We start from the raw sequence: 23,037 nt of genomic DNA, 5'->3' as shown, positions 1-23,037 counted from the left end.
GATAGTAGTGAACTGTCACATGTGGAGCTACCGCCATTCGGTCCATCGTGTCCACTTCGGACCGCGTCAACCGGCTGGGTTCGGCACGAGCGCGTAGCCGGCGCCCCAGCCGCCACCGACCGCGCTGGCCGCGGGCAGGCCGACGACCGGCACGGGTGTGGTGGTGTGGTCGGGGGCCGACTCGTTGCCGAGTGCGCCCCTGGTGTTGAAGCCCCACGCCATGACCGTGCCGTCAGGGCCTAGTGCGTAGAACCCGCCGGAGAAGCCGTCGATCCGTGTGATGTCCGTGAGGTTCGGCACCTGGACCGGCACGGATGTCTGGCCGCCGGGGGAGTCGGCGCCCCACGTCCACACGGTGCCGTCGGCACGCAGTGCGGTGCCGTTCCGGCTGCCGGCCGCGATGCCGGTCGCCCCGGTCAACCCGACGACCTGGACCGGCACGTTCGACTGGCACGGTTCACCCGGGTCGCACGGCTGACCGGTGCCGAGCGAGCCGTCGAGGTCGTAGCCCCAGGCCCACACCGTGCCGTCGGCGCGTAGCGCGTAGGTGTCGCCGCCGCCGCTCGAGGCGGCGACGACGTCGGTCAGCCCGGTCACCCGGACGGGGGTCGTCGAGTAGTCGACGTTCGAGCCGTTGCCGAGTACCCCACCGCCGTTGAAGCCCCACGACCACAACGTGCCGTCCGCGCGTACCGCGTACCCGGTTCCCGAGCCGCCGGCGATCGCGACCACGTCGGTCAGGCCGGGCACCCGCACCGGCACGTTGGAGTCGGCACGGGTGCCGTTGCCGAGGTTGCCGAAGAAGTTACTGCCCCACGCCCATACCGTGCCGTCGGCGCGGAGCGCGTACGCACTGGAGCCGCCGGCGGAGATCGCGGTGACCCCCGTCAACCCCACGACGGGGACCGGCACCGCCGACCCGGCGTAGGAGGCCCCGGTGGTCCAGCCGTTGCCCAGGTTCCCGAAGAAGTTGTCGCCCCAGGCCCATACCGTGCCGTCCGCACGCAACGCGTACCCGTTCTCCCCGCCGCCGTCGACCGCGCGCACGTCGGACAGGGCCACGACCGGTGTGGGAACGAACGTGTGCCTGGTCGACTCCCCGATGGCCAGCTTCCACTCCTCGTTGCTGCCCCACGCGTAGACGCAGTCGGCCGTGCAGGGGTCGGTGTCGACGACGGTGAACACGCCGGCCAGGTCGGCGATCAGGTGCACCGCGCCGGAGTTGTTGTAGAAGTACATGGTGCGTGAGTTCGCGAACGTCACCACGGCGGCGTTCGCGACGGCCTGCCCAGGCGCCAGGTTGAGCGTCGAGGCCGTTGGGCGGTCCCCGACGTCCGGACCCGTCGCCACGTGGGTCGGCACCGTGGCGTCCACGCCGGTGATGTTCAGCAGCACACCGGTCGAGCTCGCCGGAAGTTCGCCGGCGAGGTCCAGACCAAGGGCCCACCTGTTGTCCACCGGGTTCGTCGCGCCGCCCGTCCCGGTGCCGAACCTGGTGTCCAGCACGCGCTTCGGGTTGAACGGCACGAACTCCGCGCCGTAGTCGTCGGTGTAGAAGCCGGTCACGTCGACGACCACGTTGACCGAACCGGCGAGGTTGTACAGGCTCACCTTCCGGTCGGCGCCCACGGTGACGGTGACCAGGTTGGCCCGTGTGTCGCCGGCGGGGGTGTTCAGGTTCGACGCCGTCGGCAGGTTGCCTCCGGTGGGCCATGCGGTCACGAAGGTCGAGGCGGTCGTGTCGGTGGCGGTGAGGTTGAAGGTCACGGAGGTCGCGGACGCGGGGATGGCGTCGCTCAGGTCGACGGCCCTGGTTCCGCCCGCGCCCAGCGGACCGCCGTTCAGCCGGGTGTCCAGCACCCGGTTCGCCGGCAGGGACGTGAACCGGGCGCCCGAGCCGGTGCTGTAGTACCCGGCGAGGTCGGCGACCACATGGGTGTTGCCGGAGTTGTTGAACACGCTCACCGAGCGGTTCGTGCCGAGCGTGACGGTGACCTGGTTGGCCCTGATGTCACCCGCCGGCAGGTTCAGGCTCGACGTGGCCGGTCGGGTGATGCCGGCGGGGAAGACGATCAGGTGGGTGTCCGCCGTCGGCGTCACCCCGGTCACGTTGAGCACGACGGCGGTCGCGGTCGCGGGCACGCGCGTCGACAGGTTCAGGGCGACGGTGCCACCGGGACCCGCCGGGCCGCCGCCGTCGCGGGTGTCCAGCACGCGGACGGGCGCGAGAGGGGTGAACGTCGACGCCGGCGCGGCCGGTGCCGCGGTCGGGTCGGCGCTCGCCGGCGCGAGGCCGCTGGTGAGCCCCAGTGCCAGGAACGCGGGCAGGACGACAGAGAACAACCGATGCGACAAGAACATCCCCCAGAACCAAGATCCCCCGAGCCGGATCGGACATTAGTGAGCGATCACATGTTCGAGCTACCGCCATTCAGCCCACGGGATGCGACCTCGATGGTTCCAACGGTCGGTTGCGACGGTCGGATCAGACTGTCAGGCTGGGGCTTTCCCTTCGCATGAACCGGAAGGAGAGCGCATGAGCACCCTGGAACTCGTGAAGCCCGAGGAGATCATCGCGGGGTGGCTTGCCGGTGACGGTGACGACAACCCCGCTGGGCCGGTGTTCACCGGTGGTGAGCACACCGAGGCGGACATCACCATGACCGGCCCCGGCCAGTCCGGCCGGTGCGGCACCGCGTGCAGCGGGTCGTCCAGGTACCAGTGTTGTTGATCTGCACGGGGGTCGCCCGCCGGGCGGCCCCCACCTGGGAGGACGCACCGTGACGGCCATCGGGGACGGCGAGCAGTTCGAACGCTCCGCGACCGCGTTCCTGAACCCCGCCACCGCGGATCTGGCGACCGCTCTGGCCATCACCGGCCTCACGCCCACCGAGCAGAAGGCCGTCCACGCCGGGGCCATGGCCGCGCTCCACGACAGCGTTCTGCGCAAGATCAGCCGCGTCCTCGTGCTCGAGCTCAACGCCGCCCGGCTCACCGGATCGCTCACGGCCACCGACAGCGCCGACCGCTGGGCCGAGTTCGTCGACCGCACCTGCGTGCCGGGCTACTGGGACACGCTCGGCACGCGTTACCCGACGATGCTCGCGCGCCTTCGCACGGTCGTCGCGAACCGGGTCGCCGCCGCCGTCGAGTTCGCGACCCGTTTCGTCGGGGACCGCGAGGTACTGGGGATCGGCGAGCTGACCGGCGCGGAGTTCGGCGCAGGCGACAGCCACCGCGGCGGGCGGACGGTCGTGCTCGTGCGTGGCACCGATGGCGCCGCCGTCTACAAACCGCGTTCGGTGGCCGTCGACCGGGCGCTCGCGAACCTGCTCGCCGCCGTCGTACCCGACGAGGACGACCCGGTCCGCGTGCCCGCCGTGCACGTCCGGGACGGCTACGGCTGGGCCGAACATGTCGCCCACCGGTACTGCGGGTCCGAGGCGGAACTGACGCGGTTCTACCGCAACCTTGGCCGCTGGCTCGCGATCACGCGGCTCGTCGGCGGCACCGACCTGCACCAGGAGAACCTCATCGCGGCCGGCCCGGTGCCGGTCGTCGTCGACTGCGAAACCCTGTTCACCCCACGCCAACCGGCGCCGCCGTCCGGGTACGGAGAGGCCACCGACGCCGCCCACGCCATGGTCGCGGGCTCGGTGCTCGGCACGGGGTTGTTGCCCGGCCGGGGGCTCGTCCTCGGATGGCGTGGCATCGACACCTCCGCCATCGGCTCACTGCCCGGCCAGCAACCCGTGCCGGACGTGCCCGTGATCGTCGGCGCGGGCACCGACACCGCGCACATCGGCTTCGCGAAAGGGTTCCGCGCGCCGACGGCCAACCATCCGTGTGCGGAGCCGGTGCTCGGGAAGTACTGGCAGCACGTGGTTTCCGCGTTCACCGAGCAGACCGCGCGGCTGCGTGCCGAGGACCGCGCCGGGCGGCTCGCGGACCTCCTCGCGCCGTTCGCCGACGTGCCCGTGCGTGCGGTCGTGCGGGCCACCGAGACCTACGCCGAGCTGAGCCGCATGCTGTGGCACCCGGCGTCACTGCACGACGAGGCGAGCGCGGTCGCGCGCGCCGAGGACCTGCTGGCCCGGCACGCCGGCAACGCCCCGGACGCGCCGGACGCGCCCGACGTCATCGCCGCGGAGGTCGCCGAGCTGCTCACCGGCGACATCCCGTTCTTCACCACGACCCCGGCGACCGGTGTATTGACCGGGCCGCGCGGCACCCGCTGGGGCCGTGCCGGTGATCTCCTGTCACTGGAGCTAGACCGGTGGCGGGCCACCGATCCCGATGTCGACCGGCGGGTCATCCAGGCGGCGCTCGTGAGCGCGTACCTGAACGAGGGCTGGCTGCCGGACGAGGTTCGCCGCCTACCCTCCACAGTGGACGGACAGGACCTGGACCGGCGCCGCCGCGCGCACGCCCTCGGCATCGTCGAGCAGATCGTGTCGACCGCCGTCCTCGGCGCCGACGGCACGGCGAGCTGGGTCGCGTCGGTGCTCAACCCCACCGGGTGGTCCGTGCAGGCGCTGTCCGCCGACCTGTACAGCGGCGTCGGCGGGGTGGCCGTGCTGCTCGCCGCCTACCTTCGGGAACAGGCCGCGGGCCGGGCCGACGAGGTGCCGGGACTGCGTGCCCTGCTGGCGGCGGCCATGCGCACGCTCACACTCGCGGAGGATCGCTGGCGTGCCGACGTCGCGGCCGGCGTGCCGCTGCGCCCGGAACCGCCGGGTGGGTACGTCGGCATCGGCTCCCGGATCACCGCCTGGTTGCTGCTGCGCCGGTTCGGCGCGGTCGGCGACGAGGCGGTCGAGCGTGCGCGCTGGCTCGCCGGGCAGGTCGCGCGCGCGGTGGTCGACGACACCGCGTACGACGTGCTCGTGGGTCGCGCCGGGGTGATCGTGCCCTTGCTGCGCCTCGCCGAGCTAACCGGGGACGGCGACCTGGTCCGGCACGCCGGCATGATCGGCAACCAGCTGATCGCGGAAGGCGAGCCGCGTGGCGAGACCATGTGCTGGCCCAACGAACAGTTCCCGGAGGGCATCGGCGGGTTCGCCCACGGTGCCACCGGCATCGGCTGGGCGCTCACCCGGCTCGCGGCGGTCACCGGCGACCCCGCGCACGCCGACGCGGCACGGGCGGCGTTCGCGTACGAGGAGACGCTGTACTCACCCGAGCTTGGCGGTTGGCTGGACCTGCGTGAACGTGAGCACGTCGGCGGCGCGTGGTGCCACGGCGCAGGCGGGATCGGGCTGGCCGCGCTGGACCTGCTGCCGTTCGACGAGTCGTGGCGCGCGGTGGCGACACGCGCGGCGCGGTCCGCGTGGACCCACGGCACCGGCTGGAACCACACGCTGTGCCACGGCGACCTCGGGGTCTGGGAGCTGGTCCGTGCCGTCCCCGATGTCGTCGGAGTCGACGTGGACGCTCACATCGTGGCGGCGCTGGACGAATTCGGAGTGGTGACCGGCATGGCACGCGAGGCGTTCTCGCCGGCACTGCTGCCGGGCGCCGGCGGCGTCGCGTACCAACTGCTGCGGCTGCACCCGGACTCGGACCTGCCCTCGGTGCTGCTGCCGGATCCGGGACCTGCTCATGACCGTTGAACCCGAGCTGGAGATGGACGACCCGTACTGGCGGCTCGACGAGGGCGCGGCGACGCTCAGCCTGCCCCGGCTGCTGCGGCGGCTGCCCGCGAGCGTTCGGCCCGTCGTCGGGATGATCCGGACCGCCGCACCGAGGGCGGCCGTCGTGATCCTCGTGCTGCAGCTGGCTTCCGGCGCCGCGTTCGCGTTCGGGCTGCTCGCCACCACCGGGGTGCTCGAGGAGCTGTTCGCCGCAGGCCCGACGGCGCAGCGCGTTGTGGACGCGCTGCCGGCGCTGCTGCTCGTGGTGGGCGCGTTCACACTGCGGGGACTGCTCGACACGGGTGTCGCGCTCGCCCACGCCAGCATCACACCGGCCGTCCGGCGCGCAGCCGAGGAACAGCTCGTCCACTCCGGACTCCGCGTTGGCCTGGAAGCCTTTGACGACCCCGAGTTCTACGACCGGCTGCACCGGGCCCGGGACCGCGGCGTGTACTACCTCGAACGCGCGACGGACAACATGGTCGAACTGCTCGGCGCCGCGTTCGCCGTGCTCGCGGCCGCCGGCAGCCTCGGTGTGCTGCACCCGGTTCTCGTGCCGGTGCTCGCGCTCTCGGTGCTGCCAGAAGGCTGGGCCGTGGTGCACGCGGCGCGGCTGGGCTACGCGAACATGACGCGGACCGTCACGCTGAACCGGCGGGCGGCGATGCTGTCCGACCTCGCCACCGGGCGGGAACCGGCCGCGGAGATCCGCGCGTGCCAGGCCGAGGCGTTCGTGCGGGCCGAGTACCGCGTGGTCGCGGAACGGTTGCGGGAACAGGAGGTCGCGGTCGGCGTCGGGCAGGCGCGGGTCAGGGCGGTCGGCAGGGCGCTGTCGGGGATCGCCCTCGCCGGCACGATCGCGTTGCTCGGCCTGCTCCTGCATGCCGGGTGGGTACCGCTCGCGGTCGCCGGCACCGCGCTCATCGCCATCCGGTCCGCAGCCGCCGCGCTGGGGCGGCTCGTGCTCGCCGCGAACCTCGTGTTCGAACAGGGGCTGTACGTCGCCGACTACGAGGCGTTCCGCACGGACGCGGCACGCCGGTCCCGGCCCGCCACCGGTCGCGTCGCCCCGGCCGACCCGAACCGCTACGAGCTGCGTGGAGTCGGGTTCCGTTACCAGGGCGCCGAGCGGGACGCGCTCACCGGCGTCGATCTCACCATCTACAAAGGACAAGTCGTGGCACTCGTGGGGGAGAACGGGTCGGGCAAGACGACCCTCGCCAAACTGATCACCGGCCTGTACCGGCCGAACGCCGGGCGGATCCGCTGGGACGGACAGGACATCGCCGAACTCGACCCGGTGAGCGTCGGTGACCGGGTCGGGATGGTCGCCCAGGACCCGTTGCGCTGGCCGCACGACGCGCGCACGAACGTCCGGCTCGGCCGCCCCGACCGCGACGACCCGGACGACGCGGCGCTGCGTGCGGCGGCGTCCTTCTCAGGCGCCGACGAGGTCGTCGACCGGCTGCCTTCGCGCTGGAGATCGTTGCTGTCCAAGTACTTCCGCGGCGGCACCGAGCTGTCCACCGGGCAGTGGCAGCGCATCGCGGTGGCCAGGGGGCTGTTCCGGGACGCCCGCCTGCTGGTGCTCGACGAGCCGACCGCGGCGCTCGACGCGAAGGCCGAGTGGGCGGTGTACGAGTCGCTGCGCAGGCTCGCGGTGGGCCGCACGGTCGTCCTGATCACGCACCGGCTCGGCAGCGTCCGCAACGCCGACCGGATCTACCTGCTGCACCAGGGGGAGATCGCCGAGCAGGGCACGCACGACGAGCTGATGGCCGCCAGCGGCCGGTACGCCGAGCTGTACCGGTTGCAGGCCGACATGTACGCGGCGTCATGATCACGCAGCGGCCGGGCGACCTGGGCTACCAGCGCGCACGGAAGATGTTCATCGGCCGGCACTCCGAGATGCTGCCGAAGGCCGTGCTGGAGTGCGAGACCGAGGCGGACGTGGCGGCGGCGCTGGAGATCGCGCGGGGCGGGCCGTTCGCGATCAGGGGCGGCGGCCACAGCTTCGCCGAACACTCCACTTCGGACGGTGTGGTGGTCGACCTCGGTCGCCTCGCCTCGATCGAGGTGCGGAACGAGACCGTCGTGGTCGGCCCCGGCGTGCGGGTGGGCGCGCTGACCGACACGCTGGCACCGGCCAGGCGCGTGGTGCCCGTGGGCTGGTGCCGGTCGGTCGGCGTGGTCGGCGCGGTGCTGGGCGGCGGCTACGGCGTACTGGGCCGCTACTACGGGCTGGGTGCCGACCACCTGGTGTCGGCGCGGGTCATGCTGGCCGACGGCCGGGTAGTACGTGCCGCCCCCGACGAGCACCCGGACCTGCTCTGGGCCCTGCGCGGCGCGGGTGGCGGCAACTTCGGCGTCGTGCTGTCGGCCGAGCTGCGGACCAGGCCGGCGGTGGCCCTGACCGCGATCCGGGCGACGTGGCCGTACGAGCGAGTGGTCGACGTGGTGGCGGCGTGGCAGCACCTCGTGCCGGACGCGCCCCGGGAGGTGAACCTGGAAGTCTCGGCGTGGGCCAGCGACTTCCCCGACGAGGACGCGGCCGTCGCCTTGTTCGGCGTCGTGGTCGGCACACTCGCCGACGCGCACACCGTGCTCGCCGCGTTCACCGATCGCGCCGGCACACCGTCGGCGTCCTCCTGCACCGGGCTGTCCCCGGTGACCGCCGCACGGCACTGCGACTATCCCGGTGACGTGGCCGAGCACGTGCTGCCCCGGCTGCCGGCGGGGGAGCGACCGGCGCTGCGGCTCGCGCGGTCGGAGTTCTTCACCGGCCCGATCCCGAGACCGGTGGTGGCCGAGATGACCGAGCACCTGGCAGGCGACCGGGTGTACGGCGTGTACCGGGACCTGGAACTGATCCCGTGGGGCGCGGCGCTCTCGGAACCCATCGGTGGCGCTTTCGCCCACCGCGACGCGCGGTTCCTCGTGAAGCACTCCGTCCAGACCGGCTGCCGCGCCTCGCCCGAGACCCGCGCGGACGCCGCCGACTGGGTGAACGACTCGTGGTCGATCACCCACAAGGTCGGCTCGGGCGCCAGCTACCCGAACTACCCCGACCTGAACCTGCCCGACTGGCCGAGGGCGTACTACGGCGTCAACCTGCCGCGCCTGCGTGCCGTCAAGAAGGCCTACGACCCCGACTCGGTGTTCAGCTTCGCCCAAGGCCTGTCCGAGACACTCTGAAAAAGGTTCGCGCCGGCTGTCGATCCGGCGCGACCCCGTTCGACATGGGTGTGTGACAGGGAGCGCAGGGATGATCGTGGCCGCTACTACCCCGGCTGACGTACGGAAAGCGGTGCTGACCGCACGCGAGCGGTCGCTGCGGTTCGCGGTGTACGCGACCGGGCACGGCGGTCCGCCGCCGGAGGACGACGACGTGGTCGTGCTGGAGACCACCGGGATGGGTGGTGTGCTGGTCGATCCGGACCGGCGCGTCGCCAGGGTCGGTCCTGGTGCGGTCTGGGGCGACGTCGTCGCCGCCGCGGCGCCGTTCGGTCTTGCCCCGCTGTCCGGCACGTCGCCCGAGGTCGGGGTCGTCGGCTACACCCTCGGCGGCGGCATGGCCTGGCTGTCGCGCCGGTACGGCTTCGCCGCCGACAGCGTGGTGCGCGCGGACATCGTCACGGCCGACGGCGACCCGCGCACGGTGTCCGCCGACCACGACCCGGACCTGTTCTGGGCGATCCGGGGCGGCGGGGCCAACTTCGGCGCGGTCACCGGCCTGGAGTTCCGCCTGTACCCGGTCACCACCGTGCACGCCGGCGCGGCCTGGTTCCCGATCGAGCGGGCCGCCGACGTCCTTGCGTACTACCGGGACCACCTGGCGGACCTGCCGGACGAGCTGGCCGCGAACATCGTGATCACCAAGGAGGCGCTGGGGATCCGCGGCATGTACGCGGGACCGGCCGAGGACGCGCGGCGTGCGCTGGCCCCGCTGTGGCGGGTGGCGGGCACCCCGACCGAGGACGGTTGGCGGACCATGCCCTACACCGAGAGCGGCACGATCGGCACCACCACGCCGAGCCAGTACAACCTGCTGCGCGACCTGCCGGACCCGATGATCGAGGCGGCCGTCGACGCCGTCCACGGCGACGCGGCCGCCGTGGAGGTACGCCCGTGGGGCGGCGCCATCGCCCGGCCGAACGGCGACGCGGGACCGATCAGCCACCGCGACGTGCCGTTCACGGTGGCGGTCGACGGTCCACCCGAGTCGGCGGCCGGGATCGCCGCGCACGCCACGGGCTTCTCGTTCCTGAACGCGTTGGCGGACCCGTCCCGCGTCCACACCGCGTTCACCGCCGCCGACCACGCCCGTCTGCGCGAGCTGAAGCGGACCTATGACCCGGAGAACATGTTCGGCCTGGCGAAGAACATCCCACCGGCGCCGCCCGCGACGGCCCGGTTGAGGGCGTAGCGATGCTCGCGAACACCCGGAAAATCACCAACCGAAATCCGTATAACGAGTCGGAGAAATTCGGGTCAAGGGTAACCGTGATTGTAACTCTCCGTTAAATCTGGGCGATCTCCCAACCGGTCGGGATGAATGACCATGGGGAGATATTCCATGCGCGGAATCGAGTCGCTACGCGAAGCCATCAGAACCGTGCCCGTGCCGGGCGCACCCGCCAGGATGTCCCTCGACGGCGCCGCTCTCGGAATGTCCTTTTTGGACACCAGTCTCCGGCTCAACCACGTGCGGCGGCTGACGGAGCGAATCACGGTGGTGGAACACCGGGCCGCCCGCCGGACGATCGAGGTCGACGTCAACCTGCGCATGCTCGACGAGGGGCAGCGGCAGGCCGCCGCACTGTGTCACACGCACATGAGCCACGAGCGGGGAGAGGGGAGTGAACAGTCCGGCCCGCTAGCGGAGAAATCGACGCTGTGGGTACCGGTCGCCCGCATCTCCCGGCAGAGCGTCGCCCCGGTCGACGTGTTCGACGGCAGCGGACGAAAACTGCCGAGGCTCACCCAGTACGAGACCTCCCGACTGCTGGCGTCGGGTCTGTACCGACTGCTCCGCAGTGTGCTCATGAGCCACCAGGACGCACGCAGCGAAACGCGGCTGAACCACCTCCTGCAGCAGAACCACGAACTGCGGTGGTTGATCCAGTGGGGACTCCAGACATTGCTGACCGACCGGAGCCAACCGGAAAGTCGATACGAACGACGAACCCCTTCCGGCGTCATCGAGGGAAGAGGGGCGGACGTGCGCAGGGTCGCGCTGGAAATCCTGGACGAGAACGGGAAATACGCCGAACTCCTCGAGGACTACAACCGGCTCCTGGATATCGCCATCAACGAGTACCTCCTGGTCGTCGCGCTGGACACGGAATCCGACGAGCACCTCCTGACCTACGAGGCCCCGGTGCGTGTCAAGGTGTCCGACCACGCCCCGAACCGGGTGGCCAGGATGCTCCGGGCGAACAGCCGCGGATACCACATCGAGTACGAGGGCCGGGTGCCCGCGAGCCTTCGCTCCTACCACCTCGTGGTCGATGTCGAGGACGAGCTGAAGATCGAGCGGATGTACCTGACCACGGACGCGGACCGCGCGTCCGCGGACCGCATCGTCGAGGACCTCGAAACGCTGGCCGAGCTGTCGGGCAAGGAGGCAGGCACACGGGACAGGCCGACCACGAAGCTGTTGGAACTGGAGACACAGACGACGTTGCGCCATCTGTCCGAGCTGGTCAGGCGCCGGCGCTGGGACGCGGACCAGGCCGGCTTCGTGTTCGACAGCTCACGCTTGCGGGCCGTCACGGACCTGTGCTGGGCCGCCGTCTCTGGCGAGGCCACGGAGTCGGCCGGGGGACAGGCCGACAACTCCATCCTCAACCACCCGTTCGTCGCCCCGGAGAAACTCGGCGCGGCCGCCGAGGAAGTCCGCGACGCCCGGCTGTCCGACGATCTGTCGCTCGGCAACGACCCGACCACGCGTCGCGCCCACGTGTACTGGCGCAGGCGGGACACCCGCGACAACGGAGGTGCGCAGATCACCGTCCGCGCGGGCCTGATTCTGCGGGACACCACCGCGGCGGGGCCGGGAAGCGTCTTCTGGTACGCGCTGTCCGTCGCCGCGATCGCCCATTCGGTGATGTGGTTCCTGACCAAGCATCTCTGGCCCTACTCCGCCGAGGGTGCCAGGAACCTGGTAGAGATCAGCGATCGGGACGCCATCATCGCCGTGCTGCTCCTCGTGCCGGGCCTCCTCTACACGAGGCTCACCCTGCCCGACCGGCAGTCGATCACCGGCCATCTCCGTGCGGTGCCGCGCATGGCGGCGAAGGCGTGCATCGTGGTCATGGCGTTCATGGCCGCCGCGCTCGCGGCCGGCGTCGGCGGCATGGGACTGGTCGTCATCGCGGCCATCACGGTCTCCCTGTCCGTCGTCGCGGCGATCGCGGTCGGCTACCCCGAGTTCGTCGCCTGGCTGGCGAGGCGCAGGCACAAGAAGCGGAGCATCGAGCAGCAGCTACGCGGGATGCGGGTGCCCGCCTGGGTCGATCCCGGCCGGCGCGCCGACGGGAAGAGCGTGGCTCCTGACGTGATCTTCTCGTGGAGGGCGTCATGACAGCGGAGCCTCGGTCCCGGTCGATCCGCACCCTGTCGGAACTGGCCAGGAGTGGCTACAACCTGATGCGGCAACCGTTCACGGAGGTCGCGTTCGAGGTGCACCACGTGGCGGACCGACCAGGGCGGTTGCTGGAGTTGCTGCGGGACGAGAACCGGCAGGCCTGCTTCCTCGAGACCATGTCGTGCGGGGCGAACGGCGGCGGGGTCGTCGTCGGCACCCGCCTCGGCGACACACCGGGATCGCTCTGGTTCCGCGACCAGGGAAGCGGGGCGGACCCGCGGATCCAGTTCACCGACGACGGGGGCGACCACCATTTCCAGGGGGTGGCGCGGCCCAACCTGACGTTCCTGTACGAGACGGCGAGCCGACTCGAGGGAATCATCGCGCTCGAGGACCAACCGAAGGCGGCGACCCATCTCCACACGGTCCTGGTCAAGAAGCTGATCGGCGAGCTGTCGCTGATCGCGTCGACCTACGGCAAGGCGCCGGTGCTCTCGGTCCAGTGTCCGGCCCAGCGGCCCATCGAGTCGAACGTCGAACTCGACCCGAGGAAGATGCCGCCGTCCTCGTCCCTGGCGGTGCGGTTCGCGATCGCACTGGATCGGCCGAGCGTGTCGGTGCGGATGGAACTCGCCTCACGCCTCGCCGCCTACTGCGAGACGAACGGGTACCGCATGTGGTTGTCCGACACCCGTCCCGGCCACCGCGTCGGCAACTGGTTCGGCATCAGAGCACGGTCCGATGTGGACGAACGAAGGAAGAAGTGGCTGACGATCGTCGACGACCGGATCGGCCACGTGCTGCCCGTGACGTTCGTTGGGCCGGCGCGGGTCGGCTCGACCCACGCGATCGTGTCGTTCCTCCAGCAGTTCGACGAGGTGGGCGTGCTCGGCTGTTCGATCACCGCGCTCGACGACCTCGCGTTCGTGCACCTCCAACTCGCGTTGCAGGAACGCGCCATGGTGTCGAGGAGGTTCCCGGCGTCGTTGGCCCGCAGCGACGGCGAGAACCCCGCGATGCACCTCACCGGACTGCTGACGCACTTCTTCGGCGACGCCGTGGTCGTGCACGACGAGGCGAGCGCGTTGAAGCTCATCGACCGCGCGGGCGACTACCAGACCCTGGCCGGGCCGGTGTTGCGCTATGTCCCTGTGCAGCGGGAGCGGCGGATGGCCGTGTGGGTGTCGTGGCAGATGACTCGTCGGGTCGAGGGGCTCGTCACCCCGATCGACGCGCTGATGCGTGCGTGGCGGCGGTTGTGCGCGGAGAACCCGGCGTGGAAGAACGAACTGGCCGTCGATCCGTCGATCGAGTACCTGATCTGCCGGGACGTCGGCAACTCCGTGCTGTACGGAAAGGGCAAGCTCTCCGTGCCGTACGGGCTGGTGCGCATGATGTTCCCGCAGCACTCGACCGAGTCGCCCCAGGCGCAGCTCTGTGTCGGCCTGGAGGACGCGTGGAAGAGCCAGCTCGACTCCGACGCGAGCGGCACGAACGTGCTCGGCGTGACCGTCGCGTGGCGGGAGTACTGGCTCGGTCACTGGTCCGCGCTGGCCTGACCGGCTACCGGCGGATCAGCGCCGCGAACCAGGTGCCGAGGACCTGCTGGGCTTCCACGCGCGCGGCCGCGGGGTCCTCGGCTTCGGCGACCATGTGCGCCGCCTCCATCACCGCGGCCAGCGCCAGCTGGGACAGCGTGCGCACCGGCTGCTGGATGATCACGTCCTTGGCCATGGCCTCGGCGAGGACGTCCGCCAGCAGGCCGAGGCCGTACTCCGCCTCGATGGCGCGCCACGTCGTCCAGCCCAGCACGGCCGGGGCGTCGGTCAGCGAGATCCGCCGGACGTCGTCGCGTAGGCAGGCGTCCAGGAACACCTCGAGCGCCGCGGTCATGCCGGTCAGCACGTCGGGCGCCCGCCGGAACGCGTCGGCGACCTCGGCGGTGATCTCCTTCTCCAGCTCCTCGACCACCGCGCGGAACAGGGCCTGCTTGTCCGCGTAGTGGTGGTACATCGCACCACGGGTCACGCCCGCCGACCGGACGATCTCGTCGGCCGGGACGGCCTGGTAGCCGCGGGCCGCGAACAGCTCGCGGGCGGCCGTGACCAGGGCTTCCCTGGTGCTGCTGGAGCGATCCTGCTGGGTGCGTCGCACGCGCCCTAATCTGCCATGACGTCCGCGAACTCGACCACGTGTGCCACCACGGCCTCGGGCCGGTCCTCCGAGACGAACGTGTAGGTGTCCGGCACCTCGACCAGCCGGGCGTTCGGCAGCACGGCGGCGAGGCGGCGGGCCAGCCGGATCGGGAACAGCTTCTCCTCGCTGCCCCACAGCAACAGCACGGGCCGGTCGAAGCCGCGCAGCTTCTCCGCGGCTTCGAGGGTGTGCCTCGGATGCACGTCCCGCAGCAGCTTGCGCAGGTCGCGCCGCACGCCGGCCGAACGGCCGAGCGGCCACAGGTACGACGCGGCGATCTCCCTCGGCAGCACCCGTTTGGTGACCCACCCGAACAGGATCGGCAGCCGGTGCAGTGCCCTGACCCGCAGCAACGCCGCGAGCGGGAGCATCGAGCCTGGCACGCGGGCCAGCGGGGGAAGCGGCTTGAAGATCGGCGGGAAGAAGTACTCGAAGCAGTCGGACGGCAGTAGCACCACGCGGTCGACCCGCTCCGGCCGCCTGGCCAGCATGAGCTGCGTCAACGCGCCGCCTGTGTCGTTCGCGACCAGGATCACGTCCCGCAGGTCCAGCGCGGCCAGGAAGTCGGCGAGCACGTTCGCGTGCCCGGCGGGGGAGAGGTCGGCGTCGCGTCGCATGGGGATGTCGTGCGCGCCCAAGGGCCAGTCCGGCGCGAGGCAGCGAAACCCGGCGGCGGCCAGCTCCGGCACGACCGCCCGCCACAGGTCCGCGTTGGTCAGGACGCCGTGCACGAACACGACGGTCCTGCCCTCGCCGCGCTCGAAGTACCGGACCTCGCCCTGCGGCAGCGTGACCCGGCGTTCCTGACCGAGGGATGCGCTTCTCATGACCGCCAGAGTACATACAGACAGTATGTATGTAAATGTGGCGTCATACTGGACGCGTGAGAGAGCCGCGTCTGGAGATCGAGTACTGCACCCAGTGCCGGTGGCTGCTGCGTGCCGGGTGGACGGCGCAGGAGCTGCTGACCACGTTCACCACCGAGCTCGGCGAGGTCGCGCTCGTCCCGGGCACCGGCGGCGTGTTCGACGTCCGCCTCGACGGTGAACTGGTGTGGTCCCGAAAGGCGATGGGCGGTTTTCCCGACCTCGCCGAGCTGAAACAGATGGTGCGCGACCGTATTGCACCGAGCCGCGATCTGGGCCACTCGGACCGGCGTTAGTCTTTTTCTTCAAATGGGATTGACGCGCCACCCGCGCGTGGGCAATGATGAATGCACACCAAATCGGAGGAGTGGTCATGGCGAACATGCGGATGCGCGGCCAGTGCCTGGCTGTCGCTGCCATGCGCATGCAACAGCTTCTCCTTCTCGGCAGCGGCTCCCCGCCGTGACGTAGCACTAGTCACATCGAGGGAGCCGCCCATCGGGGAACCGATCCGGGCGGCTTTCTTTATTTTGTGCGCCCATTTTCTCATTCTCCGCGGTTGTAGCCCAAATGGCAGAGGCGGCTGGTCGAGAACCAGTCAGGTCGGGGTTCGACTCCCCGCAACCGCACGCGCCCTTGTAGCCCAACGGAAGAGGCACCGGACTCAGAATCCGGCCAGTCCAGGTTCGAATCCTGGTAAGGGCACGGCACCACCTTTCCCGGTTGGTGTAATCGGTAGCACCGCGGCCTTTGAAGTCGTGAGCCCAGGTTCGACCCCTGGACCGGGAGCTACCACGATGCCCGTTGGTCCAGTTGGCACGGACACCGGATTCTGACTCCGGAGACCGAGGTTCGATTCCTCGACGGGCAGCACGGCCCCCGGTCCGCCACCGGGAACGAGGTGCACGGTGGTCCTTGCGACGCTCTCATGAAGCGCCCGCCGCGGGTTCGACTCCCGCCACCTCGACCGTCACCGCCTCGATGATGACCATCGGCAGGTCCCGGCTCGACGTGGCCTGGTAGGTGTCGTAGAGCGGGAAGATCGCCGTCACCTGTGGCCACAGCCGTCGCTTCTCCTCGGCGGTGGCCGTGCGGGCTCGGGCGGTGAACGTGTCGTCGCGGACCTGGACCGTGACGTGCGGGTCCGCGCTGAGGTTGAGGTACCACGCGGGATGGTGCGGCGAGCCGGCGTTCGAGGCCACCAGCAGGTAGCGGTCGCCGTCCTGTGCGTAGATCAACGCCGTGCGGCGGAGCTTGCCGGACCTGCGGCCCCGGGTGGTGATCAGCAGTGTCGGCCAGCCCTGGTACAGATGCCCGCTCTCGCCGTCGGTCGCCACGTAGTCGCGGATGTGCTTGGCGACCCAGTCCGTGGGGCTGTCGATCAGTTCGCTGTCGTCGATGGTCATGCCGGAAGCATCGAACTTCAACAAAGGTTCAAGTCAAGGTGCTCAGCGCAGGTGAGGCGGGGACGTGCCGGGGAAGCAGTAGCGGGGTGGCCAGGATGAGCAGCCCGGCCACCGCGATCGCGGCGCGGGGGCCGATGAGGTCGCCGAGCAGGCCCCACAGGGCGGTGAGGGCCGCGATGGTGGCGCTGCTGGTGATCGACCACGCCGTCAGGGTGCGGGCGACTCGGTCCGGCGCGACCTGGTCGAGCCGGTAGGTCGCCAGAACCGGGTTGAACACGCCGATGCACGTGACCAAACCGAACTGGACGGCGATGACGAGCACCATCCCGGGGACGCCGGGGCCGACGAAGGCCAGCCCGAGCAACCAGCACGCGCGGAGCGCGCCGGCGGCGAGCATGACCTTGTGCTGTCCGAACCGCGCGACGAGTCGGCGTGCCAGCCGTGCGCCGATCAGGCCGCCAACGCAGGGGAGGGCGAACGCGAGACCGTACTGCCACGCCGTGAACCCGAGGTCGCCGAGCATGAGGATGGCGATCAACGGCTCGGTCGCCATGATCAGGCCGTTGACCAGCAGCACGTTGAAGAACAGTTGGCGCAGCGTGCGATGGTTGAGCAGGTAGCGCCACCCGTCCAGCAGGTCGCCGGCGCGCAGCCGAGGTGCGGCGGTTCTGGCGGGTTTCGGCTCCTTCCCGCCGATCGCGACGATCCCCAGTGCCGAGAGCAGGTAGCTGACCGCGTCGGCCACCACGGTCGTCACCGGCCCGAACATGCCGATCGCGGCCCCGCCGAGCGGTGGGCCGACCACGGTGGCGGTCCAGGTCGTCGACTCGAACCGGCCGTTCGCGACGAGCAGGTCCTCCGGTCGCACGAGGGCTTTGAGATACGCGCCGCTGGCCGCGTTGCGAGCGATCTTGGCCGCGGCGACGACGACCGACACCACGAGGAGCTGGGCGAAGCTGAGCCAGCCGAGGGCGAAGGCGACGGGAACGCTCATCAACGCCGCGAACCGAACCAGATCAGTCGCGATCATCACCGGCCGCTTGCGGTGGAACTCCACCCAGGGGCCGAGCGGCACCGCAACCGCCGCCCCCGCCACGAGCCCCGCCGCGGACAGCAACGACATCTCGACCGGCCCGGCACGCAACACCAGGACCGCGATCAAGGCGAACGCGCCGAAGGAGAACCCCGTGCCGTACGCGCTGACCGCGTACGCCGCCCACAACCACCCGAACTGTCGCCCCAGCGACCGTCTCGCCATGTCGAGCGCGCCCCTCTCTCTGTCCGATCCGGACAGATCAAAGCGAGCGGCGAGGCAGGAAAACAAACAACCGAACCGCCGGCGCGCCACAACCACGGGTTGTTCGCTGTGACAGCAAGGGTTCGTCGGGTCGCCGCCGTGAACGGTTTCGGGCGATGTCTCGAAAGACGCGCTCATGTCGTTGAACGTCCCCATCGCGTCTTTCATGACATCAGCCACGACACGAGACATCGCCCGTGGGGGTGACGGCCTTGTAGGCTGGATCTGGTGAACGACCAGCCTGTGCCCGCTGTGTCGACCGATCCGGTCAGCGTTCTGCGGGAGGCCATCGGCGCCGCACTGACGCCGCTCCAGCTCGTGGACGACAACCCCGACGCGGCCGAGAGTGTCCACGCCGTGCTCAGCACGTTCGCCCAATCCGTCTCGCCCGTCATGGACGAGTTGGCCGCCATCGCCACGGCCGAGCCCGGCGGGTCGGTCGCCGCGGCGCTCAAGCAGCTGCGGCGCGCGTTCAACCACCGTGGCACGGGCACCATCTCGCCGTCCTGTCGGTGGCAGATGCGGCGTGCCCAGCTCGCGCTCGACCGCCGCCGGCCCTGACGGCGCTCCGCCCAGAAAGATCTTGAAAAAGTCCGGGCAGCGGTGTCGGATCGGGGCCGAGGTGTTCGTGGCAGGGGGTGAGAGGCTGCCCACGCCCTCGAGGAGGGAACCACGATCATGAAGCTCACCACCACCACATGGGTCACCGTCGACGGTGTGATGCAAGGGCTCGGCGGGCCGGACGAGGACCGAGGCGGCGGGTTCGAACGCGGCGGATGGGCCCTGCCGCTGTACGAGGACGACAACGAGGCCGCCACGTTTCTGCACCAGATCTACGGGCGCGCGGACGCGTTCCTGTTCGGTCGGCGGACCTACGAGATCTTCGCCGGCTCCTGGGGAGCGATGGCGGATCCGGGCTCCAGCCCCATCGCGGGGCCCTTGAACACGCGGCCGAAGTACGTCGCGTCGACCACGCTGACCGAACCGCGGTGGGCGAACACGACCGTCCTCTCCGGTGACGTCGCGGCGGCGATCGGCGAGCTGAAGGCCAGGCCGGGCGGGGAACTGCAGGTACACGGCAGCGGTGCGCTGATCCGGTGGCTGCTCGCCAAGCAGTTCGTCGACGAGATCACCCTGTTCATCTGCCCCGTGGTCCTCGGCCAGGGCACGCGGCTGTTCCCCGGCTCCGGCCCGGACACGGCGCTCGACCTCGTGGAGTCGCGCGCCACCCCGACCGGGATAACGATCCAGGTCTACCGCGCGGGCGGCCGCCCGCGGTATGCGACCGCCGACTGACAGGAGACGACGAGAGATGCAGTACCTGGTTTCCGTGATCACCGACAACCCTGACCTGGCCACCCCGGACGAACAGGCCGCGATCGAGGTGTTCAACGACCGGCTCAAGGCCGAGGGTTACTGGGTCTTCGCCGGTGGCCTGACGTCGCCCAGCGTGGCGACCGTCGTCGACAACCGCGGCGGCGAGGCGATGTTCACCGACGGACCCTTCCTGGAGTCGAAGGAGTTCCTCATCGGCTTCTGGATCATCGAGGCCGCCGACCTCGACGTGGTGCTCGCGCTCGCCGCCGAGGGGTCGAAGGCGTGCAACCGGAAGGTCGAGGTGCGGCCGTTCCTGTGAACAGTGTCGATGTCCGGGAGGCGATCACCCAGGTCCACCACGCGGAGTGGGCGCGGGTGGTCGCTGCCCTGACCAGGCGTTTCGGGGACCTCGACATCGCGGAGGAGGCGGCGGCCGAGGCGTTCGCGACCGCCGTCGAGCGGTGGCCCGCCGACGGCGTGCCCCCCAACCCCGGCGCCTGGCTGACGACCACCGCCAACCACAAGGCCATCGACCGGATCCGGCGCGAGAACAAGCGCGACGACAAGCACAAGGAGGCCCGGATGATGTACGACGACGACCCGCCCGAGCCTCTCGGCGCCATCGACGACGAGCGGCTCCGGCTGATCTTCACCTGCTGTCACCCGGCGCTCGCGAAGGAAACGCGTGTGGCGCTGACGCTGCGCATGGTCGGCGGCCTGACCGTGCCCGAGATCGCCCGCGCCTTCCTGGTGCAGGAGTCCGCCATGGGGCAGCGGATCACCCGCGCGAAGGCCAAGATCAAGGCGGCGCGCATCCCGTACCGGGTGCCGTCTGCGGAGGATCTCCCGGCGCGCGTGTCCGGTGTGCTCGCCGTCCTGTTCCTCGTGTTCAACGAGGGCTACCTGGCGACCGGCCCCGACACCGATCCCGTCCGTCAGGACCTGACCGCCGAGGCGATCCGGCTCACCCGCCTGATCCGCGCCCTCCTGCCGGACGACGGTGAGGTGGCCGGGCTGCTGGCACTGATGCTCCTCATCGAGGCCCGCCGCACCGCCAGGATTTCGCGGAGCTTGCGGAGCGAAACATCGGACGCTGCGGCGACCGGCGAACTGGTCCCCCTCGGCGAGCAGGACCGAGGGGCCTGGAACACGGCGATGATCGCTGAGGGACACCAGCTGGTGCGCGAACGCCTGGCCACCGGGGCGGCTCCGGGCCGCTACCAGATCCTCGCGGCGATCAACGCCGTGCACACCTCCGCCCGCGACGTCCGCGACACCGACTGGTCACAGGTCGTCGCCCTGTACGACCAGCTCGTCCGCCTCGACCCCTCGCCGATCATCGCCCTCAACCGTGCCATCGCGGTCGCCGAGCTCGACGGCCCGGAGGTCGCACTGGCAGCCGTCGACCGCCTCGAGGACAAGCTGGCCGGCTATCACCTCTACCACGGGACCCGCGCCGACCTGCTACGCCGGCTGGGCCGCAGCCAGCAGTCCCGCGCCGCGTACGACACGGCCATCGAGCTGGCGGGCAACACCGCAGAGTCCGCCCACCTGACACGTCGCCGCGACCAACTGGGGTAGCGCCCTAGTGTTGCTTTTGGCCTTGTGTCTCGAGTGTCGTCACGCTGACCACGGGCTCGGGTTCGGCGGCGCGGTGGTCGAGGACGTGGGGGAGGAGCCGGTCGAGCCAGCGCGGGAGCCACCAGTTCCAGCGGCCCAGCAGGACCATCGTGGCCGGCACGAGCAGGCAGCGGGTGATGGTGGCGTCGATGACGATCGCGGTGGCCAGGCCGAGACCGAAGATCTTCACCGTCGGGTTGTCCACGAGGACGAAGCTGGCGAAGACGCACACCATGATCAGGGCGGCGGAGGTGATGACGCCGCCGGTCTCCGCGAGGCCGCGACGTACGGCGACACGGTTGTCACCGGTGCGGGCCCAGTGTTCCTGGATTGCGGACAGCAGGAACACCTCGTAGTCCATGGACAGTCCGAACAGGACGGCGAACAGCACCATGGGCACATAGCTGTCGATCGGCACCGGCCCGTCGAGGCCGAGCAACCCCGCTCCCCAGCCCCACTGGAACACCGCCGTGACCACGCCGTACGCGGCGCACACCGACACGATGTTCATCAGCGCGGCCTTGATCGGCAGCACCACCGACCGGAACGCAAGCAACAACAGGACGCCCGCCACGCCGATGACGATCAGGATGAGCCATGGCAACCGTTCGGTGATGCGGTTCGCCAGGTCGATGCGGGTGGCGGTGCCGCCACCGACATGTGCCTCGCCGACGTTCGGCAACACCTCGTCGCGCAGCCGAGCGACGAGATCGTCGGTGGCGGGGTCGGAGGGCGCCGTGGTCGGGACCACCCGCAGCGACACCGCTCCGGACGGCAGCGGGCGCGGCGGCGACACCGAGGCGACCCCCCTGGTCCCGCGCAGCGTGGCCACCGCGGGCTCCACCTGGGCCGGGTCGGTGATCACGACGGTGAGCGGGCCGTTCTCCCCAGGACCCCATGCCGCCGCGACGGCCTTGTAGTGCAGCACGGTCTGCTGGTCGGTGCCGCGGTCACCGGCGTCGGACTGCCCGAGCCGCAGCGCGAGCGTCGGCGCGCCGAGCCCGAGCAGCACGACCGCGCTGGCGACGGCGACCGTCACGGGGCGGTGGGCCGACCATGACGCGAGCCGGCCCCACACACTCCGGTCCAGGGCCTCGTCGGTGGCCGCCGCCGGGCGGCCGCGACCGAGCCGCTCGCCAGCCATGGCCAACACCGCCGGGGTCAGTGTGACGGCGGAGGCCACGGCGCCTGCGACCAGCAACGCGCTGCTCCAGCCGAGCCAGGACACGAAATCGACGCCGGTCAGCATCAACCCGCTGATCGCCACGACCACGGTGGCACCGGCGAACACCACCGCCGCGCCGGCAGATTGCGCGGTCCGGCCAACGGCGTCCGGCACGGGCAACCCCATGGCGAGCAGCCTGCGTTGTTTGCCGACCAGGAACAGCGTGTAGTCGACCCCGACCCCGAGCCCGATCATGGCGGCGAGCGTCGGCGCGACGTCGGGAATGCTGACCGCACTCTTCAGCATGTCCAGCCCGGCCAACCCGCCGACGACCACGAGCAGCGCGGTGACGACCGGAAGCAGCGCCGCGACGGCCGAACCGAACGCCAGCAGCAGCACCACCAGCGCCGCCACGATGCCGATGATCTCGCTGGGCCGGGAGTTCAGTGCGGACAGCTGTCGCCCGAGCACGCCACCGAGCGCGACGTCCATCCCCGCGGCACGGGCCGGTTTCGCGGCGTCGAGCACCCGCTGCCCCAGCGCCTTGTCGGCGGTGACCCCCGCGTCGAGCGGCACGCTGAACCGCACCGCGGTCCGGTCCGGACTCGGCTCGCCCGGCCCGGGCACAGTGCCGACACCTGCCACCGCTGACACCGCGTCGGCCGCTTCCCGTGCCGCGGCCTGGAGTTCCGGCGAGTCGACGTGCTGGCCCCGCGGTGCCGTCAGCACGAGCTGGGAGGACTGCTGGCCGAACACGTCCGCCGCGGACAGCAACGCGTTGGCGGCCTCGCTGTCGCTGCCCGGCACCGCCACCTCGTCGGCCGTGCTGCCGTCGACCACGCGCGCCCCGGCGAGCAAACCCGCGGCCAGCAACACCCATAACAGCACCACCAACTTGCGGTGGCGTCCACACCACCTCGCGAGCGCTGAGAGCACGACACACCTTCC

General features: G+C 70.7%; 18 protein-coding genes and 5 tRNA genes. 17 read left to right on the top strand and 6 right to left on the bottom strand.

What is annotated here, in order from left to right:
- Positions 1–66 precede the first annotated feature (66 nt).
- Entirely contained in the window at positions 67–2,361 is a 2,295-nt protein-coding gene (locus tag VF106_RS31955) for an RCC1 domain-containing protein (RefSeq protein WP_330843616.1), read from the bottom strand.
- A gap of 175 nt (positions 2,362–2,536) precedes the next feature.
- Here VF106_RS31955 and VF106_RS31950 point away from each other — a divergent pair, with 175 nt between their 5' ends.
- The 7 genes from VF106_RS31950 (at position 2,537) to VF106_RS31920 (ending at position 13,781) form a co-directional block, all read left to right on the top strand.
- Entirely contained in the window at positions 2,537–2,731 is a 195-nt protein-coding gene (locus VF106_RS31950; protein WP_330843615.1) for a DUF6229 family protein, read from the top strand.
- 49 nt (positions 2,732–2,780) lie between these two features.
- A complete protein-coding gene (locus VF106_RS31945; RefSeq protein ID WP_330843614.1) occupies positions 2,781–5,612 on the top strand; it encodes a type 2 lanthipeptide synthetase LanM family protein in 2,832 nt (943 codons plus the stop codon).
- A complete protein-coding gene (locus tag VF106_RS31940; protein ID WP_330843613.1) occupies positions 5,602–7,473 on the top strand; it encodes an ABC transporter ATP-binding protein in 1,872 nt (623 codons plus the stop codon). Before VF106_RS31945 ends, VF106_RS31940 begins: the two co-directional genes overlap by 11 nt.
- Positions 7,470–8,828 carry an FAD-binding oxidoreductase gene (locus VF106_RS31935; protein WP_330843612.1) on the top strand — a complete coding sequence of 453 codons (1,359 nt, stop codon included), beginning with the start codon at positions 7,470–7,472 and terminating at the stop codon, positions 8,826–8,828. Before VF106_RS31940 ends, VF106_RS31935 begins: the two co-directional genes overlap by 4 nt.
- 70 nt (positions 8,829–8,898) lie before the next feature.
- Positions 8,899–10,059 carry an FAD-binding oxidoreductase gene (locus VF106_RS31930; RefSeq protein WP_330843611.1) on the top strand — a complete coding sequence of 387 codons (1,161 nt, stop codon included), beginning with the start codon at positions 8,899–8,901 and terminating at the stop codon, positions 10,057–10,059.
- A gap of 150 nt (positions 10,060–10,209) precedes the next feature.
- The gene (locus VF106_RS31925) at positions 10,210–12,219 is read left to right on the top strand and encodes a hypothetical protein (protein WP_330843610.1); all 2,010 of its coding nucleotides are present in this window, start codon (positions 10,210–10,212) and stop codon (positions 12,217–12,219) included.
- On the top strand, positions 12,216–13,781 hold the full coding sequence (locus tag VF106_RS31920) for a hypothetical protein (RefSeq protein WP_330843609.1): 1,566 nt from the start codon (positions 12,216–12,218) through the stop codon (positions 13,779–13,781). Before VF106_RS31925 ends, VF106_RS31920 begins: the two co-directional genes overlap by 4 nt.
- A gap of 4 nt (positions 13,782–13,785) precedes the next feature.
- Here the strand turns inward: VF106_RS31920 and VF106_RS31915 are convergent, their stop codons facing one another.
- Positions 13,786–14,376, bottom strand: coding sequence for a TetR family C-terminal domain-containing protein (locus VF106_RS31915; RefSeq protein ID WP_330843608.1), 591 nt, complete (start codon positions 14,374–14,376; stop codon positions 13,786–13,788).
- Between the two features lie 5 nt (positions 14,377–14,381).
- Entirely contained in the window at positions 14,382–15,245 is an 864-nt protein-coding gene (locus tag VF106_RS31910) for an alpha/beta fold hydrolase (protein ID WP_330843607.1), read from the bottom strand.
- Between the two features lie 56 nt (positions 15,246–15,301).
- On the opposite strand from VF106_RS31910, the gene VF106_RS31905 reads away from it, so the two are divergent.
- From VF106_RS31905 to VF106_RS31880, 6 genes are all read left to right on the top strand, one after another.
- The gene (locus tag VF106_RS31905; protein ID WP_330843606.1) at positions 15,302–15,580 is read left to right on the top strand and encodes an Rdx family protein; all 279 of its coding nucleotides are present in this window, start codon (positions 15,302–15,304) and stop codon (positions 15,578–15,580) included.
- A gap of 259 nt (positions 15,581–15,839) precedes the next feature.
- Positions 15,840–15,913: transfer RNA gene (locus VF106_RS31900), tRNA-Leu, on the top strand.
- Between the two features lie 3 nt (positions 15,914–15,916).
- Positions 15,917–15,989: transfer RNA gene (locus VF106_RS31895), tRNA-Leu, on the top strand.
- Positions 15,990–16,001: 12 nt separating this feature from the next.
- A tRNA-Gln gene (locus VF106_RS31890) sits at positions 16,002–16,073 on the top strand.
- A 9-nt stretch (positions 16,074–16,082) separates the two neighbouring features.
- Positions 16,083–16,155: transfer RNA gene (locus VF106_RS31885), tRNA-Gln, on the top strand.
- A 26-nt stretch (positions 16,156–16,181) separates the two neighbouring features.
- A tRNA-Ile gene (locus VF106_RS31880) sits at positions 16,182–16,251 on the top strand.
- Here the strand turns inward: VF106_RS31880 and VF106_RS31875 are convergent.
- The gene (locus VF106_RS31875; protein WP_330843660.1) at positions 16,211–16,690 is read right to left on the bottom strand and encodes a nitroreductase family deazaflavin-dependent oxidoreductase; all 480 of its coding nucleotides are present in this window, start codon (positions 16,688–16,690) and stop codon (positions 16,211–16,213) included. The two genes, VF106_RS31880 and VF106_RS31875, sit on opposite strands and share 41 nt — an antisense overlap.
- Positions 16,691–16,718: 28 nt before the next feature.
- A complete protein-coding gene (locus tag VF106_RS31870) occupies positions 16,719–17,948 on the bottom strand; it encodes an MFS transporter (RefSeq protein WP_330843605.1) in 1,230 nt (409 codons plus the stop codon).
- A gap of 267 nt (positions 17,949–18,215) precedes the next feature.
- Here VF106_RS31870 and VF106_RS31865 point away from each other — a divergent pair, with 267 nt between their 5' ends.
- The 4 genes from VF106_RS31865 (at position 18,216) to VF106_RS31850 (ending at position 20,885) form a co-directional block, all read left to right on the top strand.
- A complete protein-coding gene (locus VF106_RS31865) occupies positions 18,216–18,548 on the top strand; it encodes a hypothetical protein (protein WP_330843604.1) in 333 nt (110 codons plus the stop codon).
- A gap of 117 nt (positions 18,549–18,665) precedes the next feature.
- Positions 18,666–19,283 (top strand): dihydrofolate reductase family protein, encoded by a 618-nt coding sequence (locus VF106_RS31860; RefSeq protein WP_330843603.1) that lies wholly within the window; start codon positions 18,666–18,668, stop codon positions 19,281–19,283.
- Between the two features lie 16 nt (positions 19,284–19,299).
- The gene (locus VF106_RS31855; RefSeq protein ID WP_330843602.1) at positions 19,300–19,623 is read left to right on the top strand and encodes a YciI family protein; all 324 of its coding nucleotides are present in this window, start codon (positions 19,300–19,302) and stop codon (positions 19,621–19,623) included.
- Positions 19,620–20,885 (top strand): RNA polymerase sigma factor, encoded by a 1,266-nt coding sequence (locus tag VF106_RS31850; protein WP_330843601.1) that lies wholly within the window; start codon positions 19,620–19,622, stop codon positions 20,883–20,885. Before VF106_RS31855 ends, VF106_RS31850 begins: the two co-directional genes overlap by 4 nt.
- Before the next feature lie 4 nt (positions 20,886–20,889).
- On the opposite strand, the gene VF106_RS31845 is transcribed toward VF106_RS31850, so the two are convergent.
- Positions 20,890–23,025, bottom strand: a complete 2,136-nt coding sequence (locus VF106_RS31845) for an MMPL family transporter (protein ID WP_330843600.1) — start codon at positions 23,023–23,025, stop codon at positions 20,890–20,892.
- Between the last annotated feature and the right edge of the window lie 12 nt (positions 23,026–23,037).

It is taken from the genome of Actinophytocola sp. (genome assembly GCF_036378875.1).
GTDB lineage: Bacteria > Actinomycetota > Actinomycetes > Mycobacteriales > Pseudonocardiaceae > Actinophytocola.
Note: the sequence above shows the minus strand (reverse complement) of the source record. Positions and strands in the feature narration are given on the sequence as shown.